At 58.0% G+C, this 17,576-nt stretch carries 17 protein-coding genes; 9 read left to right on the top strand and 8 right to left on the bottom strand.

What is annotated here, in order from left to right; translation table 11 throughout:
- On the bottom strand, positions 1 to 239 hold a 239-nt coding region (locus F758_RS0134045), incomplete at its 3' end, for an ArdC-like ssDNA-binding domain-containing protein (RefSeq protein ID WP_157450282.1).
- Positions 240 to 554: 315 nt separating this feature from the next.
- On the opposite strand from F758_RS0134045, the gene F758_RS50090 reads away from it, so the two are divergent.
- Together F758_RS50090 and F758_RS0134035 are read left to right on the top strand one after the other, a co-directional pair.
- Complete coding sequence (locus F758_RS50090; RefSeq protein ID WP_157450281.1) at positions 555 to 1,634, top strand: class I SAM-dependent methyltransferase; 1,080 nt, start codon at positions 555 to 557, stop codon at positions 1,632 to 1,634.
- A gap of 1 nt (position 1,635) precedes the next feature.
- The gene (locus tag F758_RS0134035) at positions 1,636 to 3,006 is read left to right on the top strand and encodes a hypothetical protein (protein ID WP_024512060.1); all 1,371 of its coding nucleotides are present in this window, start codon (positions 1,636 to 1,638) and stop codon (positions 3,004 to 3,006) included.
- A 1,851-nt stretch (positions 3,007 to 4,857) separates the two neighbouring features.
- Here the strand turns inward: F758_RS0134035 and F758_RS53505 are convergent.
- From F758_RS53505 to ku, 3 genes are all read right to left on the bottom strand, one after another.
- Positions 4,858 to 5,019 carry an aldehyde dehydrogenase family protein gene (locus tag F758_RS53505; RefSeq protein ID WP_502689199.1) on the bottom strand — a complete coding sequence of 54 codons (162 nt, stop codon included), beginning with the start codon at positions 5,017 to 5,019 and terminating at the stop codon, positions 4,858 to 4,860.
- A 146-nt stretch (positions 5,020 to 5,165) separates the two neighbouring features.
- On the bottom strand, positions 5,166 to 5,411 hold the full coding sequence (locus F758_RS0134015) for a hypothetical protein (protein WP_024512058.1): 246 nt from the start codon (positions 5,409 to 5,411) through the stop codon (positions 5,166 to 5,168).
- A gap of 20 nt (positions 5,412 to 5,431) precedes the next feature.
- Positions 5,432 to 6,355 carry a non-homologous end joining protein Ku gene (gene ku, locus F758_RS0134010; protein ID WP_024512057.1) on the bottom strand — a complete coding sequence of 308 codons (924 nt, stop codon included), beginning with the start codon at positions 6,353 to 6,355 and terminating at the stop codon, positions 5,432 to 5,434.
- 139 nt (positions 6,356 to 6,494) lie between these two features.
- Here ku and F758_RS0134005 point away from each other — a divergent pair, with 139 nt between their 5' ends.
- The 6 genes from F758_RS0134005 (at position 6,495) to F758_RS0133980 (ending at position 10,647) form a co-directional block, all read left to right on the top strand.
- Positions 6,495 to 6,893 carry a hypothetical protein gene (locus F758_RS0134005; RefSeq protein WP_084305864.1) on the top strand — a complete coding sequence of 133 codons (399 nt, stop codon included), beginning with the start codon at positions 6,495 to 6,497 and terminating at the stop codon, positions 6,891 to 6,893.
- Between the two features lie 28 nt (positions 6,894 to 6,921).
- Positions 6,922 to 7,371: a hypothetical protein gene (locus F758_RS0134000; protein ID WP_024512055.1), complete on the top strand. Its 450-nt coding sequence runs from the start codon at positions 6,922 to 6,924 to the stop codon at positions 7,369 to 7,371.
- A 2-nt stretch (positions 7,372 to 7,373) separates the two neighbouring features.
- Positions 7,374 to 8,102 (top strand): SOS response-associated peptidase, encoded by a 729-nt coding sequence (locus F758_RS0133995; protein WP_024512054.1) that lies wholly within the window; start codon positions 7,374 to 7,376, stop codon positions 8,100 to 8,102.
- 167 nt (positions 8,103 to 8,269) lie between these two features.
- The gene (locus F758_RS0133990) at positions 8,270 to 8,542 is read left to right on the top strand and encodes a hypothetical protein (protein WP_024512053.1); all 273 of its coding nucleotides are present in this window, start codon (positions 8,270 to 8,272) and stop codon (positions 8,540 to 8,542) included.
- A 38-nt stretch (positions 8,543 to 8,580) separates the two neighbouring features.
- Positions 8,581 to 9,684 carry a DNA polymerase IV gene (gene dinB, locus F758_RS0133985; RefSeq protein WP_024512052.1) on the top strand — a complete coding sequence of 368 codons (1,104 nt, stop codon included), beginning with the start codon at positions 8,581 to 8,583 and terminating at the stop codon, positions 9,682 to 9,684.
- Between the two features lie 66 nt (positions 9,685 to 9,750).
- Positions 9,751 to 10,647: a 3'-5' exonuclease gene (locus F758_RS0133980; protein WP_024512051.1), complete on the top strand. Its 897-nt coding sequence runs from the start codon at positions 9,751 to 9,753 to the stop codon at positions 10,645 to 10,647.
- A 60-nt stretch (positions 10,648 to 10,707) separates the two neighbouring features.
- On the opposite strand, the gene F758_RS53500 is transcribed toward F758_RS0133980, so the two are convergent.
- Complete coding sequence (locus F758_RS53500; RefSeq protein ID WP_157450284.1) at positions 10,708 to 11,046, bottom strand: helix-turn-helix domain-containing protein; 339 nt, start codon at positions 11,044 to 11,046, stop codon at positions 10,708 to 10,710.
- Positions 11,047 to 11,669: 623 nt separating this feature from the next.
- Here F758_RS53500 and F758_RS0133965 point away from each other — a divergent pair.
- Positions 11,670 to 12,809 (top strand): hypothetical protein, encoded by a 1,140-nt coding sequence (locus tag F758_RS0133965; protein WP_024512049.1) that lies wholly within the window; start codon positions 11,670 to 11,672, stop codon positions 12,807 to 12,809.
- An 84-nt stretch (positions 12,810 to 12,893) separates the two neighbouring features.
- On the opposite strand, the gene F758_RS0133960 is transcribed toward F758_RS0133965, so the two are convergent.
- The 3 genes from F758_RS0133960 to F758_RS0133950 form a co-directional block, all read right to left on the bottom strand.
- The gene (locus tag F758_RS0133960) at positions 12,894 to 14,048 is read right to left on the bottom strand and encodes a patatin-like phospholipase family protein (protein WP_024512048.1); all 1,155 of its coding nucleotides are present in this window, start codon (positions 14,046 to 14,048) and stop codon (positions 12,894 to 12,896) included.
- 104 nt (positions 14,049 to 14,152) lie between these two features.
- Positions 14,153 to 15,487: a ComEC/Rec2 family competence protein gene (locus tag F758_RS45185; RefSeq protein WP_035724074.1), complete on the bottom strand. Its 1,335-nt coding sequence runs from the start codon at positions 15,485 to 15,487 to the stop codon at positions 14,153 to 14,155.
- The gene (locus F758_RS0133950; protein ID WP_024512047.1) at positions 15,469 to 17,376 is read right to left on the bottom strand and encodes a gluzincin family metallopeptidase; all 1,908 of its coding nucleotides are present in this window, start codon (positions 17,374 to 17,376) and stop codon (positions 15,469 to 15,471) included. Before F758_RS0133950 ends, F758_RS45185 begins: the two co-directional genes overlap by 19 nt.
- Positions 17,377 to 17,576 lie beyond the last annotated feature (200 nt).

Here is a 17,576-nt window from a genome sequence, read left to right as displayed (position 1 = left end):
CCACCTAGATCCAGAGCCTGCTTGAAGGTGATCCAGGTCGGATTGCTGTAGCCTTTGACGAAGGCCTCAGACCACAAGAGCAAGACATTTATGCCACGGTAGGCGATGCCGTTCGAGCGCAGCGGGCGCTGGATTGAGCCAGAGCTGTTATCAACCTTCCAAGGTCTGATCCATGGGCGGGTGCCTGTCTCAAGCGATGAGATGATCTGCTTGGTGACCCGGTTATAGACGTCGCGCATCTTTGCCACTCCTTGCTGAGTGGCAATTCAGTTCTGGCTACGAGGAATTCATGGCCGCGTGGGAGCCGGGCAGCAGTTTGACGGCCTGGTCGGTCGACAGCTTGGCTTGGGGCCGAAGCGGACAAGGCGCGAGATGGCCATCCGTCGTGGGCCCAGGTTGCGACCGAATGTCGCAGTCCCGGTTTTTTTGCGTTTAGCCCGCAATTTTTGACCCCCCTAAATTGAATAATAGGTGCAGAGATCGGTACCGTCCGTCTCATCCACCCGTCGGTTTGTCTGACGTGCTGTTCCTCTGCCTAAACCAGGAGAACAGTCATGTCACCTTCATCCAATCACGGCCATCCACCCGAAAACTACGATCTCGAGCGCCGCCCGCGTCCTATTGAGGCCGTCCAAGCGCGAGAGGTTTGGGAAGCGGCTCCTTCAGCGATCGATGGCGGCACAATTTTGGAGGCTGGCCCGGCCGGTTCCGAAACGAGCCTCCCTCAGCCGTCATCGCATGCGAACCTTGCCGGACCGCTCGGTTCGCACGAGTTACTTAGTTATATCTCCAGTGCGCTTGCAGCCCAGGGGTGCTCTGGAAGAACGGCGATTTTATCGAATGGAGGCGGTGCGTTCGCCGTCCAGCTTGCCGAATATCTGGGCAGGGCAACAGTTGTAAGTCCGGATGTGAACTTCATCCAACTGGCAAAAGAGAAGCCGCTTGGGTCCGGAAGCGCCGTTCAGAAGTATCTCGATAGCAAACCGACCCGGCCTTTTGGGACAGTTCCGTACGTTCTCCGAAGTGGCCTGACCTATCGTACAGGGTCGCTCGACCGCACCGGTTTGCCTTCATCGACCTGTTCTTTTGTGGTTATCGAGCAAGGTCAATTTGCGGATCTTCGACGCACTTTGGCCGAAGCCTGCCGCATCGCATGTTCAGGCGGGACAATTCTTCTCGTCAGCTACGCCAATATGAGTGTGATTGCCAAGTCGCGTCCGGCAAAGGACGAGATGTTTGTAAGCCACATCAATGGGTTGTTGCAATCCCACATGACTCGCTTTTTGAACCGTTTTCTCACTTTCGACGAACAGTTCTTCCGGGATGATTTTCGAACCACCGGTTATCCACTGTCGGACGCTAACGATCGACTTCCTCATTATCGCAAGCGGATGATCATGCGGTCCGTTTGGAATTTATCGGAATTGGTGGACTACATGGCTGCATGGCCCGTCGTGCGACGGCTGGAGACATCTGGTTCGCTGCAACGAATCATCCTGTGGAATTTTCGGGCCGCTCTTAAAAGGCACTGGGGAAGCACGAAAACGAGACGTGTCATCAACTGGCCGGTCACGTTAAGCGCGATGACCGTGCGAAAGGTTGGTGCGGCTGATACCTCTAAATTGGGGGCGTAAGATGTCCAATTTCGACAGAGAAGTTACTGCCGACGAATTCTTGGCGAGCATCGAGGATGCAGATGAGCGTGAGCGGTTTCGTCGTGAATTTTGCATGCTTGAGTTTGATGAAGCGGGACGTTTTGGCTTCAGCGAACCGAACTGCAGCGGTCCGCAAGGCGCGTTAAATGGCGCCATTACGGGCGCGGACTTCGAGACATATCTGCGTGGAGCGCTTCAGAATGAGGAGCTGGCCAATGAGATGCTGCTAGAGCAGCAAGCTGCGGCGGCCGCCAAGGCGAGGGCCGCGGCGTATCTCACAAGAGCCGATGTTCAAGAGCTGTACGATGCTGTCTCGTTCCTCACTCAGGAATACGGACTGTTCATGAACGGCTTTATCACGATTGCCTACAAGCCTCTCGGAATTGATGACGATCGTCTGATGACAAAGCTGCTTACCGATTTTCTGGACGAAGCCGGCGATCAGATAGAGCGATGGGGGCACCAGTGGCATGCAGCCTATGTTCACGAATGCAGTGCAGAGAATGGATTGCATACACATCTACTGGTGCACATCCCGGAGGGTCTAAGGCGCGCATTCACGCAGTGGGCGAAGGACGATCAGCACTCATTCTTCAAGCGTCACTGTCCAAAGATGACGCCGGCGGGAGTTGACCTCCGGCTGAAGGACCCGAAGACCGTTGGGACGAAGGCGAGCTGGCAGTGGGATCGCGTTCAGTACATGACGAAAGGTTTGGATCCCGCCATTATGGATCGTGACCTTCAAACGGGCGCACTAACCCCACTATTCGATCTCATCGGGCAGCGGCCGAATTACAGGCGCCCAGCTGGTGTTATCCCGTTTCGTCAGAGAATTGGTGGCTCGAAGACGATCTGGTTCAATGCTCGATCCGCAGTTGCTCGTCAGGGACTACGGGCGCTCTCAGCGTTTGAAGATCGGGCGTGGCCATATCTGCATCTCGATTCGCCTCACCTCGGGTGGGAGATGCATGAATTTCCTGTGCGTATGGGGACACCCGATTGGCTCAACCGACAACTCCTCATTAGCGAAGACGATCCAGACCTTCCGGGCTACTTCACCAAACTAGGCGTAGATTGGGGGGTACTGCGCGCAGATGAAAATAAGCAGCGACAGGTGCTGCAATGGATCAGGGAAGCGCGCATCCACAATCTGTCCGAACGTGCGCCATACTGCTGGCCGCGGACCGCGTGGCAGGGCTGGTGGGAGACGCTGCCTTGTCTCGCCCAGCGGGGCGGTCCAAGAGTAAAGAAGGAACTCGCCAGAAGGGCGGCGCCAGCAGTGCCCCGACCCGCTAAAACTGGAAATTCCCGCCCTCAAAACTGGAAAACGCCTGTTCTTACGGCAGGCTAAGATACTGACAATCCAGGTGTATTTCGCGCGAGAGGTGTGGAATTCGTTCTGACGTTTTCGCACTGGGCGGGATTTGTGTTTGCCCGATATTCAAAGCTGCGGCAGGGAGACCTCTCTCCATAGAGAGGTCTAGGGGTAGAGGGTGCAGGGGCAGTCAATCGAACCTTGGTGAACGCTTGAGGGGCTGTCCTTGACCGAAGGGCAAGGCTTCGCCTGCAGGGGCGAAGCCTTCTTACCTGATGAATCCGAACCTCGGAGCCACGCCGTCGGTAAGCTGTTTGATTGAACGCAACCCTTTATGGGGAGGCCGGGGTCAGGCGGTCGGCCTTTATGCGCTGCTTCATTCTGACGCGGATGGACAACTTCGCACAATCAATCTGCGAGATCGTCATCTGTGGGTCGGGGCAGCCCGGAGCCCACTCCTGCTGCAACAGAGTTGCGCTTGTGCCGGTGCCATCCGGCATTGACCGGTTGCTCCCGATATCGCCTGGCTAGCGTCGAGGACCGGTGCCCGTAAGGGGCTGGCTATTAAGATTGCGCCGGCCATCATCTTTCAGCAAGCGCGCAGGGTGATTGATAGAGTTGTCGGGAGCGGCCGAATACTGAGAGAGCCAGCTCGTATCAGTCTTCGCTCAGAACAATAGCGATCTCCGTCGGATCCTCTTCAGTCGGCGTCGTCACTGATCCGCTCAGATCAACCCTTAAAACGTCGTTGTCGACCAGATCGATCGGAGAACGACTCTCAAGGTCGGGCCTCGCCAAAACGCGATGCGGTTTACTTCTTTGGTATGCGGGTTTGGGACAAACAGCAGTAAGTAGCGCAATGAGGGCGTCCCACCCTCGATCATGACGCGGGGCCTCGCCGTCAACGTGTATTGTACCGGTGGTCGGCCAGAAGTTAACGCGCTCAATCCTCAGGTGATGCGGACTACAACGCTTTACGAAATATCTGAGCTTAACTAGTCGGAGGATATTTGCTCTCAATTCAATGGAGTCATTGTCATAAAAAAGAGGGTGTCGGCACTTCTTCATGCTAGGCCCCGGCGTTGTTCTTGAGAACGGCGAAAGAGCTGGTCTTGTTGCGAGCCATTGGCGCGCGTCTTCGACTGCAACTACGGTCCGGGTGGAGACCTTCACCGCACGCAAGCGCCCTTCTCGAATTTCCTTCCAGGCTGTCGTTCGCCCGATCCCCGCCCATTTGGCGAAGTCGTTGACGGACATAGCTCCTCCCCCATGTTCACTCGACATATGACTCTCCGCTATTTGACTTAGCGGTTCGATATAGTTGTATGCGACTCGCGGCGGTCATCGGCGAATTAAGCTCATGCCGTGTACGCATTGGCGTTGACAGTGGCGTACCAGCCGCCCCGGCGCACATTGCGCAATAAGCGGCTCAGGCCTCAGCGAGTTGTCTCCGCTTTTCGAACAAGTCACCGCGCCGATAAACCTTAACGTCGCACGGCAGAACTCGTTGGCTCTGGAATCGATCGGCTTCGACCGACCAATTCTCTCCTTTTCGGGCCTTGGCCTGCTCAAGGCCAGCGATATATCGCGGTCCGGCATTGCCAGGATGAGCGGTCCAATGCACCTGGAAGCCGGTCTCCCGATCTTGGACGTCAGTGGGAGCGCAATCTCCGATGCCGATTTCCGCGCGGGAACGATCGAAGCCCAGAACTCAAGAATGGAGCGGATCTTTTCGGGGAGGGCGATACATATCTACGGTATCGACTCCTCCTGGCGAAGGAGCTTCTGAACGAATCCGGCAGCATCTTCGTGCAAATCGGTGACGAGAAGCCGTGGCCACGCCGCTAGAAATGATGCCACACTCCCGTGATCCCGGCATTGTAACTGCTAAGCCGTCAATCCGACGAATTTCAGCTGAGAAAATTCCTCGACCGCATATCGGACGCCTTCTCGCCCAATGCCGCTGCCGAACGGGTAACCGTCCAGCCTGAACCGCGTGGCCTCATTGATCCAGTGCGCTCCGACCTCGAGATTATCCGCAAACCGCATCACGGGCACGAAGATCGCGCGTGAAAACGGTCCCTGCAGGCTGAATGGCGGTCGAGGTTCAAGAAGGGATCAAGCCAGCAGAACATGCACACCCCCGCGACCTCGAGCTCCGCCTTCATCGATGTCGACAGCCCCGCGGCTTCGCCCTAGCGCCGCTGCGCGACCCAGATGCCGAGTAGGAACGCGACAAAGAGCGAGGACAACGGGGCTTGCAGCGTCACCTTGCGCAGCCGCTCGGCCCAGCGCAGCGCCGCCTCGTTCGAAGACTGGCGCAGCGACCTTCGGGTCCCGGCCGACTCCGTCTGGCCGCTCGGGTGCGGTGCGCCCATAGCGTCCCGATCGTCGACCAGGCCAGAGGCTTCGGTCATCGCGGAAGCTTCTCTCACGTCCATGCGGTCCTCTTGTTCCGACCTCAGGCTGACTTCCGCTGCGGCTTGGCGGCTGCCTTCTTCGCCGCCGTCTCCTTCGGCTTCTTGCCTTCAATCGGCATCAGCATCTCTTTCTGTCCGCTCGACGCCTTGCGCGGTTTCTTGGCGGGCTTTGCGGCCTTCGCTGGCGCGGCCTCCCGCCCGACGCTCCGCCGCAGCGCCTCCATCAGGTCGACCACGTTGGTCACCGCGGGCCGCTCCTTCGGAGTGATCGGCTTGCCAGCGCGCTTCGTGTTGATCAGGTCAATGAGCGCTGTCTCGTAGTGGTCCTCGAACTTGTCGGGCTCGAAGCCCCCCGCTTTCTGGTTCACGATGTGCCTGGCGAGATCGAGCATGTCCTTCGTCACTTTGACGTCCTGGATCTCGTCGAAATACTCCTGTTCGCCGCGCACTTCGTAGGGGTAGCGGAGCAGCGTGCCGACGAGACCCTTGTCGAGCGGTTCGAGCGCGATGATGTGCTCGCGGTTGGTCAGCACCACGCGGCCGATCGCGACCTTGTCCATCTCGCGGATGGTCTCGCGGATCACGGCGAAGGCATCGTGGCCCACCTTTCCGTCCGGGCGCAGGTAGTATGGGCGGATCAGGTAGCGGGGGTCGATGTCGTCCTTGTCGACGAATTCGTCAATCTCGATGGTGCGCGTGGACTCAAGAGCGATTTCGTCGAGCTCATCTTTGGTGACCTCGATGTAGTGGCCCTTGTCGAGTTCGTACCCCTTGATGATGTCCTCGTTGGACACCTCCTCGCCCGTCTCGGCGTCCACTTTCAGGTACTTGATGCGGTGTCCGGTCTGGCGGTTGAGCTGGTTGAAAGAGATTTTCTCGCTCTCAGAAGTCGCGGGATAGAGCGCGACCGGACAGGTCACCAGGGACAGACGCAGAAAGCCTTTCCAGTTGGCACGGGGGGCCATGAAACGCGGTACTCCGAAACGAGGGCGGCCGGATTCAAGACGAACGGCAGGGCATGGTTCCGACAGCCCGACCAGGATGCAAGACCATTTTTTCTGACCGGGACTCGACTCCAATGTTCTTGTTATGTTCTAATTAGACATGACCGATCGACCCGCGAGCTGGCGCATGCCGACCCCCAAGCAAATGGAAAAGATGGCCCCTGGCGTCCGCAGAATCGTGCACCCGAAGCCCGGATTGGCTCCGGATGATGATCTGCCGTCGGAGTACTGGCAGGCGCTTCTGGACGACCCCCGCGCCGAAGCCAGGCCGGCAAGCCTCTCCGGCGGCACGCTACGGCTGAGCCAAATTCCTCGACATGTTCTGAGGGTGGGCTGCCGCCGCTGCGCCAGAGTGGTTGAGATCCAGAAGCTAGATGCCGCTCGCCTCTATGGTCCGGACGCGCTCTGGAAGGATGTGGGCCAGCGGCTGTTGGACAATACCTGCACCCAGCGGACCGGGCGCTATGAGGAAGACGGCTGCTGGCCTGTGTTCGAGTAGTCGCCGGCGACCGGAACTGGATGCTGCAATGGCACCGAAGCATCACCCGACACCCCTCTCCGGAGGAGACCGCAAGGCGCTCACCAAGGAGCTCGGCCGGGCACGCGCGATGACGACGATCCTCGCGGGACAGGCTGCCGAAGCCCGGGCCAAAGGCGAAGCTCTCATTCGTCAGGCCGACAAGTTGCTCTGCGAATCCTGGAACGAGCGCATGTGGGCGAATGGCGGCCCCATTGATCCATCGCCGACTGTCGACCAAGCGATCAACGGCGGCTTCGCCTCGCTTGAGATCGAATGTTCGCGATGCAAGACCCGACGGGACGTCGATTTGGCGGCGCTGCGGCATCCGCCGACCACGTTTGTCCACGACTTGGCCGGCCGGCTCCGCTGCAGCAAATGTGCTAAGGCCGGGCCTCGGCCCTCGGCCACGCTGCTGCAACTGATGTCGCGCCCCCGCCTGGCCGTTCCGGAGACTTGATCGTGTGCAATCTCTACTCGATGACAAAAAACGTCGACGCGATCCGTCGCCTGTTCGGCGCGCTGAACAGCAATGTCGGCAACCTGCCATCGATGCCAGGCATTTTTCCCGACTACCCTGCACCGATCGTGCGCAACGGTGCCGAGGGAGGCGAGATCGTCATGGCACGCTGGGGCATGCCGAGCTCGCAGCGGGCCCTGATGGACGCGACGAAGAAGCGCGCGGAGAAGCTGCAGGCCAAGGGCCAGACCGTCGACTTCAAGGAGTTGCTCCGGATGGAGCCGGACGGCGGCACGACGAACATCAGGAACGTCAGCAGCACTCATTGGAAGCGGTGGCTAGGTCCGGAGCATCGCTGCCTGGTTCCATTCACGTCGTTTTCCGAGTACGACACGATCGACGGCAAGAAAGTGCCAGTCTGGTTCGCTCTGGACGAGACGCGGCCTCTGATCGCATTTGCCGGGCTGTGGACCAATTGGACCAGTGTGCGCAAGGCGAAGGAAGGCGAGATCACCGCCGATCTCTTCGGATTCCTCACCTGCGAGCCGAACGCGGAGGTCAAGCGCGTCCATCCCAAGGCGATGCCGGTGATCCTCGCGACTGCGGAGGAATTCGAGGTCTGGCTCCGCGCCCCTTGGGACGAGGCGCAGTCGCTGCAGCGGCCCCTCCCGGACGGCTCGCTGCGGATCGTCGCCACGGGCGAGAAGGAAGACCCGGCGATGGCAGCGTGAGTAAGGCATTTTGCAGCAAGCTGCTTCCAATTGGAGTTCGCGGCTGTGCACCTGGCGCCGGAACACGTGGACAAGCGGCAGCTCCAGCGATTTCGAATCCCTGCCCTGTGCTAACCGCCGGGAACGACGCGGGCGGCGCGAGGATTCGTCCGGCGGGAGCGATCTCGATGCTGATGACGAAACAGAGAAGATTGGCAATCTGGACGCTGCGCGGCTGGGCAACCTCCGTGCTGCAGGAAGCCGGCGCTATCCGCGAATGCGAGGAGCACGGTTGGATGCAGGATCGCGCCGACCCGCACGCGCGCGATCGCGCCTATGATATCGCTCGTCGGGATCGACCGGCAGGCGTTTCTCCCGACGAAGCGACAGGTGCAATCACAGAGATCTTGGGTTCCGTCGGCGATACCTGCCCTGAGTGTTCGCCCAAAGACCAGGTCTAAGCTGCGACAGCTGGACGGCGAACGTCTATGATCTAGGGATGGTCCGGACCGATTCAGTGCAAGGCGACTCCAACGCGCCCCACCGCAAGATCATCCATATCGACATGGATGCGTTCTATGCGTCGGTGGAACAGCGCGATAATCTCGACTTGCGCGGAAAGCCGGTCGCGGTGGGCGGCTCGGCGGAGCGGGGGGTCGTGGCGGCCGCGAGCTACGAAGCCCGAAAATTCGGTGTTCGCTCTGCAATGCCGTCGGTGACCGCGAAGCGACAGTGTCCCGACCTGATCTTCGTCAAGCCGCGCTTCGAGGTCTACAAGGTGATCAGCCGCCAAATCCGCGAGATCTTCGCCGAGCACACAATGATTATCGAGCCTCTGTCGCTCGACGAGGCCTATCTCGACGTGACCGAAAACCTTCAAGGCATCCCGCTCGCCAGGGACATCGCGTTGCGCATCCGCGAGAAGATCAAGGCGGAAACTGGCCTCAACGCTTCGGCCGGCATCTCCTACAACAAATTTCTGGCGAAGCTCGCCTCCGATCATCGCAAGCCCAATGGGCAGTTCGTCATCTCGCCTGAGATGGGGCCGGCCTTCGTGGAGACGCTTCCTGTAGGCAAATTCCACGGGATAGGCCCCGCAACGAGCGCCAAGATGAACGCCTTGGGCATATTCACCGGTCTCGACATGCGCAACCAGACGCTGCAGTTCATGAACGCGAACTTCGGCAAGTCGGGCGTCTACTATTATTGGATTTCGCGCGGCGTCGACGAACGGCCTGTTCGATCCAACCGGCCCCGGAAATCCGTCGGCGCGGAGAATACCTTCTCGACCGACCTTACCGAAATCGAGGCCATGATCTCCGAGCTTGAACCGCTGATCGACAAGGTCTGGCGACATTGCGAATTGGCCGGCACGCGTGGGCGAACGGTGACGCTCAAAGTGAAGTTTGCCGACTTCGAGATCATCACGCGCAGCCGATCCGTCTCTTCGGCTGTGGCCAACCGCGATGGCCTCGCCGAATTGGCCGTCGGCCTGCTGCAGGACAAGATGCCTTTTCCGAAGCCAGTTCGGCTTTTGGGGGTGTCATTGTCGTCCTTGCAGGTCGGGAATGGTGCGGAGCCGCAGCTGGATTTCGGGCTTTGATCCGGAGTAGGTTCACGGCGGACGCCAAACCTGCAGCGCAGGTATCCGAGGAGCGGTAAGAATCGAATGCTCGAAGCTGATTTAACTTTGGCCGCGATGGCCGAAAGGTTGGCCAAGTCCGCTGACTACCGCGTCCTTCGGCGCTTGGTTCACCGCGAGACTTCCACTCGGATCACAGGTCAAAGCAGCAAGACAGCCATCCTGCTCGACGTGGAGACGACCGGCCTAGATCAGCAGAAGGACGAGATCATCGAGCTCGGAATGGTCAAGTTCGACTACCTACCCGATGGTCGTATCGCGGGGCTCCGGGATGTCTTCTCGTCCTTCAATGAACCTTCCGAGCCAATACCGTCCGATGTAATCGCACTCACCGGGATCACGAACGAGATGGTCGCAGGCCATCGGATAGACGAGACGATGGTATCAGACTTTGCGGACGATGCCGTGATCGTCATCGCCCACAATGCCGGATTCGACCGCAAATTTGCCGAACGCTACTGGCCGGTATTTCAGCGCAAAGCTTGGGGGTGTTCGGCGACTGAGATCGAATGGCGAAAGCACGGTTTCGAGGGCTCGCGGCTCGGGTACCTGCTGAACGATGCCGGTTTCTTTCACCAGGCTCACAGGGCGGTTGACGATTGCCACGCTCTCCTCGAGATCCTTGCGTTGGAACTGCCGACAGCCGGCGCGCCGGCGCTTGGCATCCTGCTTGAGCAGGCTCGCAAGAAGACGATGCGAGTGTGGGCCGAGCAGTCGCCGTTCGAGCTCAAAGACACGCTCAAACCGCGCGGCTATCGTTGGAGCGACGGCAGCGATGGCAGATCGAGGTCATGGTACGTCGACGTCGACGAAAGCAAGCTGGACGATGAAATCGCGTTTCTCAAGTCCGAGATTTACCTTCGAGAAGTGGAGCCCCGCTTGCAAATCCTTACGGCGTTCGACCGGTTTTCGGTCCGAGCGTGAGGTGCGATAGGCCGTCGTCGATTGCGGCGCTGGCGAATGTCGTCCCGGAGCCGAATTCTCCTATCGAGATGTCGGCCACCTGGCGATCCAGTCTCGCAGATCAGCCGACAGGATAAGAGTCCGATTGCCTCGTTTCACGGCACGGAGCCTGCCCACGCTGATCTCCCGGTACAACATAGTCCGGCTCACCTCGGCCAGTTTGATGACCTCCTTGATAGAATACGCAAGCTTGTCCGGAATTGCCGGTGCGGGAAGCTCCCTTTGGGGTCGCTTCGGTTCAGCCCTCGGCGGCGTTTCTGTCGTAGCGGCCGGGCGGGTTAGGAGGTCCTCCAGGATATTCACTGCGTGGCGCACGTGATGGAACAGCTCGCCCACCCTCCGGTCGGATTTGCCGGGCATCATTCACGCTCCTGGAAATCGCGAGCTTATCGTTAATCTGCACAAAGAGTTCAAGTGAAAGCGAAACTCCCTTGGAGGCGCTGGGCCTTCGGCTCTCCGTCTGCTCGTCGCAGGACGACTGAAGCAACAGGGCGGTGGACTGTCAGCTACTTTGCGGCCGCTTTGATCACGAATCAAGCGACCTTACGAAGCCGTCAAACCAACCTTCCGTCCAGGTGCGGCTCGCGAGGCCAACTTTGCCGATGATCGATTGATGCCAGTCGCGGACGCCCAGACATGATGCTGTCAGCCATTCAACCCGAAGTCGGTGCATTCGGACTAAAAACCACCAGTTGCGCCTCGAACTCATGCGAGATTATAATTCACCAAGGGGGCTCGGCATGGCAACAGCTTGTTTTGGGGAGCGTGTGCCGATGGGGATTATTGAATCCTCAGAGCGCGCATGGACCCGCACTAAAATTCCTATTCGTCGCCAAATTGCGTTGGCGATTGGACGGCCTTCGGCCGCCCATTCCGCCACATCGCGTTTAGCCGAGCAGCCAATCATCGTTTTGGCTTGAGGCTCTTCATCGGCGCCTTTTGTCTTAACGTGTTCATCCTGAATCGAACGCTGAAGGCTTGCAATGCTCAGCTTGCTCCGGAATGTGAGTGGAATCGTAGTTCAATCTCTGTATATCGCACTTGCTTCTTGCTTTTTAGGTGGCTGCGCCGAAGTACAGATGGGCTACAACGTTTTGACCTATGACAACGCAATTGCTGACACGGCCAATCAGCTCCTCCTTTTGAATGCCGTGAGAGCAAGCCAGCACTATCCAAAGTCCTTCACCTCCGTCGGTCAACTTGCTGCCAGCCCACCAGTATCGGGGAGTCTTGCTAGCACGTTGAACTTCACCTCTCTCGCTGGATTGCAAACGTATTCTCTCAATCCCTCGGCTAGCGCCGGCGCTGGTTACAGTCAGTTTTCTCTCGGAAATCTGAATGCTCAGAAGTTCATGTTGGCCATGAGAGCTCCCGTTAGGAAAGAAATAACGGCAGCCTTTCGCGAAAGCACGGGATGGCCCCGCCAGCTATTGGACCTCGTCTATTTCCAAGAGTTTAAGCCAACAGAGCAGATCCTCAGAGCTGTTGATGCGAGACGCAGATCCCAATGCCTCGCGCCAACAACTACCGGCGCAGCGTCACGCTGCGAAAGGATGAACGAGCAAATTGCAGAATTCACATCACGCTGTAACTCACATTTTGTCGACTTAAGCGCTCGCATTGGTGAGTTTAACGATGATCACGGAATATACTACAATACGGCGGTCAACTATTGTCACTACACTCGATTCAGAATTTTCCTCGAGGAGGTCAGGCTTACCAACTATCCAGTTTGCAGCGAAAGACCCGGTCCGCAGTGTCTTCTTGCGAAGGAGCGGTCGCCTCTTGAAATGATTGGCTACTTGGGCGAGTTGATTGCGGCTCAAAACTATATCGAGGAGCCCTTTACACCGCTGGTTCTGTATGGACGTTCTATTGGTCCGACTCGGGCCTTCGTCGATGTGCCTCTTTTTGTTGTAATCCACGGTGAACCGTTGGCTGGTGCTGCCGTCATCATTCGACACAACGGAACAAGTTGGTACATTCCCCGACCCAATTTCGGATCTCCGACTGAGGAGCGGTCGCTCCAGACCTTGGATCTCGTGCTCCAGACAGTGCAGGCGGCTACGCAAGAAGGTGATTTGCCGAAGACAGTGCCGCCAGTCGCCGTTCTCAAAGAGTAGGAATTCACCAAGCTTCCCAGTCGAACGCACCATCCGTACCAGGCGTGTTGTGCACAGTGACGGAGCGCCGGTCGCGCGCGCTGCTCAATAGCCTCCATCAAAGGGAAATTTCGTCGGCAGGCCGATTTTGACGCCCAATTTGGCCTGCAGGGCGTCGTCAATGTGAGCACGCAGTGCGGCGTCGCAAATGGCGTATCCCCAGTTCATGAGACGATCTTGGACGTTGCGAGGCATAGCCTCGAGCCGGGTCTGAATTTCGGCGAGCGGGACCGGATTTCTCGTCAAGCACTTCAGAGGATCGTCGGCCAACTTATAGTCTGCGAAAGATGTGCGGATACCCCAATAAGTACCATTGTGGTCCTTGCGCTCAAAGGAATCTATTAAATGACGCTTGCGCAAACTCCTGACTTGATTGTCCACGGTGTCCAGGACTCGCAGCGAATGTCTCGCCCAGTCGCGATGAGGATCTGGATCTGGGGCAATCTTCTGGCCGGCGTCGCTGACCAGAAGTGTGACGTAGCGCTTCGTTATCGTCTCAAGCCCTAAATTGTCGTACACGCCACCGTCGCTCAGGATTGCCTTTTCTATGTAAGGCTCCTTGTGCAGATCCGCTCCCGGCGTGTTGACAACTGGCTGCTCGATGTCGAGTTCGGAGGGCGAAAGCACCGGCGGAAATGCAGAAGATGCCGCGACTGCGATGGCAAGAGGGACATCAGGCCGTTCGATCAAACCGACGCGGTAGTCGCCCATGTAGTTACGCGAGAAACGCCAAAGCGCAGCCGTTTGAATGTTTGTGGCGTTGATGACAAAACGGGGGTTCCCTGGCTGAGAATCGTCTGGCAGATCATTCAGCCTCGCGCCCTTGAAGAGTACCTTGTCGTACGCCTTGGCAACCCTGTCGCTGATCGAGCCAGGGAGCAAGATGCCGCCGATGATTGCGCCCGAATCAACTGTGGTGTCCGCGAGTTGCCTGACCCGTTCGACGACGAGTTCGAAGTTTACGGCGACGTCATCGGCAAATTGCAAATCCTTCCAACTCGTTCCGAGTACGCCGGCCGTGATCGATCCGCCCGAGACGCTGGAGATCCGCTTGACCTTGCGCAGAAGTCCAACCTCATTGAGGCGGATCAGTCCACCAGCGTGGAAGACCATAGCGCGATACCCTCCCCCCGAAAGCGCAAGGCCGATTCCGTCTTCAGGCTGAGCAGGTCGCTCGTCAATGAATTCGTCCAATGACATTTGATGCTCCAATCTTGCGTCGTTTGTCGACGTGATCAGCGGGACGCAAAGGTTTGCTCTGGTGGTAGTGACGTTCCTTTCGACCTCTTCGATCTCGTCGCGATCTATTCGACCTCCAGGTCGATGAAGCCTTGCGAGCCGAGCATCCGCTCAAGGTCCGTGCGAACCGGCTGGGGCGCAGCGAATGACTCCTTCTCGTATTCGGCGAAACGCGGTACTTCCGAGGTCGTCATCTTGGCCTTTTTGAAAAGAGCGGCGTAATTTCTGGTATTCGATACTCGTTTGCCAATTTCGGCGAGAAGGTCCGTGCGGGGAATCGTTGGATAGTTGGCCCTATGAGTTGAAACGATTGCGTTAGCGCTCGCTTTTGACGCCTCAGGAAGGATTGCATTGAGGATGGCCAGCGGCTCCCCCTTGCTGGCGGCGTCGGTCTGTCCCCAGGGCGTCGCATTGACACTCCCGTGATGTCCGACCTTGTAGAAATTAAGCGCCCCCTTGAGCTTGTTTTTCCGCAAGTTCCACATCACGTTCCATGAACAATTTGCCTTGGTCCCCTTCTTGTACGCTCCGTCCCACTCGGCATCGCCGCCAAAAAGAAGTCGCTTGCCCTTCCATTCAAGCAAAAGCACAACGCTCGTGTTGTTACAGACTTTCCCGTCGAGGTCTGCAAAGGCGAGTGCCGTCGATAGCATGCGCGAGCGCAACTGGCGGAAGTCGGCAGGATCAAGATTGTCAGGAGCTGATACGGGCACTTCCGGAACTGCCGCCTCCACCGGTGGTAGCCCCGAGTCGATGAACGCCAGAGCATGACGGAGCGAAGGGTCTCCCTCATCCCCAAGATAGTAAAAGTCGATGTCGCGCTCCGGTCCGAGCACGCTAATGGTTGCGCTCTTAAGCGGCAAGGAAAGATCGGACTTGTTCGAATCCGCATGAACATAGGTGGGCTTAATACCGCTGGCCTTCGGCAACTTCACGCGAAGCGTTTGCATGGCGTCCGCGTTGAGAGCCATCACATTCGCAAGCTCCTTCAATTCCGGTCCAAGTGCTAGGTTGAGTCGCAGCGCTTGGGCCATTGCGCCGGCGGCGAAACTATGTAGCTTCTTGGCCTTTTTCGCCTCAGGATGACTGGGATCCATCGCGGCGTTCATCCAAATAGCCCCAAACGAGAAATCATCCCAGAGGTCCATCCCGAAGCCGGTCATATGATCCTTGTGTTCGTGGGTGACGACTAAGAGATCGATGCGGCGCTTGCCTTTGATCAACGGCAATAAAGTCTTGAGGTTTTCGACCGCCGCCGAGAGATAATCCGTGCTGCTCAGCGTTCCGCAATCGATGAGGATGTGGAAGTCACGACCCTCTTCATGAGCCTTGGGAATTCGACAATAAATGCAATCGCCCAGGCCGACATCGAACATCCGGATCAGAAGCTTATCTGCCATTGCCGATCCCCTGTTTCGTCGAGTTCGACGTCGCCACGAAGTGAAAAATGAGGTGCCAACTGAAAGCGGATTGCTCCGTCGATCTTCTGAAAACCAAACGGCGGCGTAGCTCGCTCAACCAGGCCAAACGCACTGCCGATCGTCTCGCCGATAGCTCCTGCCGCGACCCGCGCTGCAATGGTCTCCAGAAGCTCAGCACGTCGAGCCGCGCCCTTGACTTGCTCTGCAGTGGCTGCGGCATTGGTGCCGACGCTAACGCTGCCCGGCTTGCGCGCCCAGTGGATCAGATTGCCATTCTGGTCGAGTACCATGGTTGCGCCGCAAAGCATCGCCGTCCGCTCGTTGTCGAAGCGGCCGAATTTCTTACCTGCGAGAATAAGATCCTCGCGCCAGATATATTGCACGATGATCTGCTCGGGTAACGATCGACCATCTCGCGCTAACTTGCTGGCGCGAATGATTTCGGTGACGACCAGATCTGCGTTGGGCGGAATAAATAGTTTGGCACGGTTGTCATCGAGGAAGCGATAGGCGCCACCTCGCGAAGCGGCCATAGTGTCGATTGGATGAAATACGTCCAGGGGCGGCCGTTGAAACACTGGCGCCGGTTCAAGCAACTCCGTCCTGTCGCCTTCGGTGAGAATGCCGCGCCTGATGAAGCAATCGAGCATGAGCGCACGATAACCGGAAGGATCTGTCGGATTCGCAACCTGCTCGGAGCGCAGTACTGCCAACGCATAGTCACGAAAGGTCACAGCGCAAGGGGGTAAGAAGTCAAGTGGTTGAAAAGCGAGCATCTGCATCCGTGGGACCGTGTCGGCCAGCGCCCTCACATCGCTCGGTCTACTGCTTCGGCCCTCCTTGTGACGCTCTAACTCGCGCTCACGATGCTGGGCGAAAACGCCCTTGAGAATGTCGAACATCGTGGCGGTCATGACCTCTGACAGCGCGTGCGGTTCGAGCTTGCCTTTGAGTTTATCCATCGTCTGATCGTTGAGCGCGCTGCGCAAATAGGGCGAGTTAGATGTTGCCTCGCCGAACTGTCGAGCAAGTCCTGCAAGCAATTGGGCGGTGTTGAGATCGCCGCTACTTTCCTCGAGCACGACCTTGCGGAAAGCATTGTTTCTGAATGCCATCACAATGGCGGTGAGGTCGCCGAAAAATTCGTGAAATGCGGCAGTCTGCGCGTCGACCGATTCGTAGAAGTGTGGCCGCAGACCGTCGAGCAGTGCATGACCAAATTCGTGGTTGACGATGTCGCTCGACAAGCAAGTGTAGACTCGGCTTTTGTCATCGCCGAACCAATAGAATTGCAGCGACTTGCTGGTCCGGTCGTAGTAAGCGTTTTCGCCATATCCGGCGTGAGGCACGACTATCAGCCGATTACCTTCAAATGCCCAGCTGATCCTGCGCCCGAGTGCAAAGCCGCTCTCAAAAAACTCAAGAGTATTTTGCAGGTTGGCCCAGACACTGAGCTGGTGATACTGGAAGCGATCCTTCGTCTTGCTGTTAAGGAGGGAACCGTCGGGCGCGCGATAGCAGTTACACTTGCGGTCCCAGACCGCGGGGGGAGTGAGCGTGTTGCTTGTGGCGTCATAGTCCACGACGGCAAAGCGCGCGCTGGTCGGACCGTCGCGAAGACCGGGCTCCCAGGGCGCAGTGAACTCGGTGTCGAAGCCCGCGCCCTCAGATGCGTTGGCTACAGCCGGATCCTTGAAGTAGACCTCGATTGGCAAACGCAGCCCGGTCTCCTTTAGGGCAGCGAGTCCCAGGTAACGTCGGGCCGCATACAGCTCAATCAAGGTGGCGCGCGTCAGTTTCCGATCGGATTTCCCCGCCGAGCCGTTTGCCTTAGCTTCAGCAGGTGCCTTAGTCTTCTTGGCCCCCATGTTCGCTCCCTCGCGAAGGTGCGCCGCTCCTCCTCTGCCTGATCGAGACTCTAGTCAAGAAGCGCACAATCTCGGGTAGTATAGTCGTCATGTTGGTAAAATTCGAGCAAGATTTTTCAACCGGTCCCATCCCTAGGATGGCTACCGGCAACGCACACGCGGAAAGGTTCTTGCCTGAGAAATGTGCGGCAGGGAGGTTG

This window comes from Bradyrhizobium sp. ARR65 (assembly GCF_000472385.1).
GTDB lineage: Bacteria > Pseudomonadota > Alphaproteobacteria > Rhizobiales > Xanthobacteraceae > Bradyrhizobium.
The sequence above is the reverse complement of the archived record's forward strand: the minus strand, read 5'-3'. Positions and strand labels throughout refer to the sequence as shown.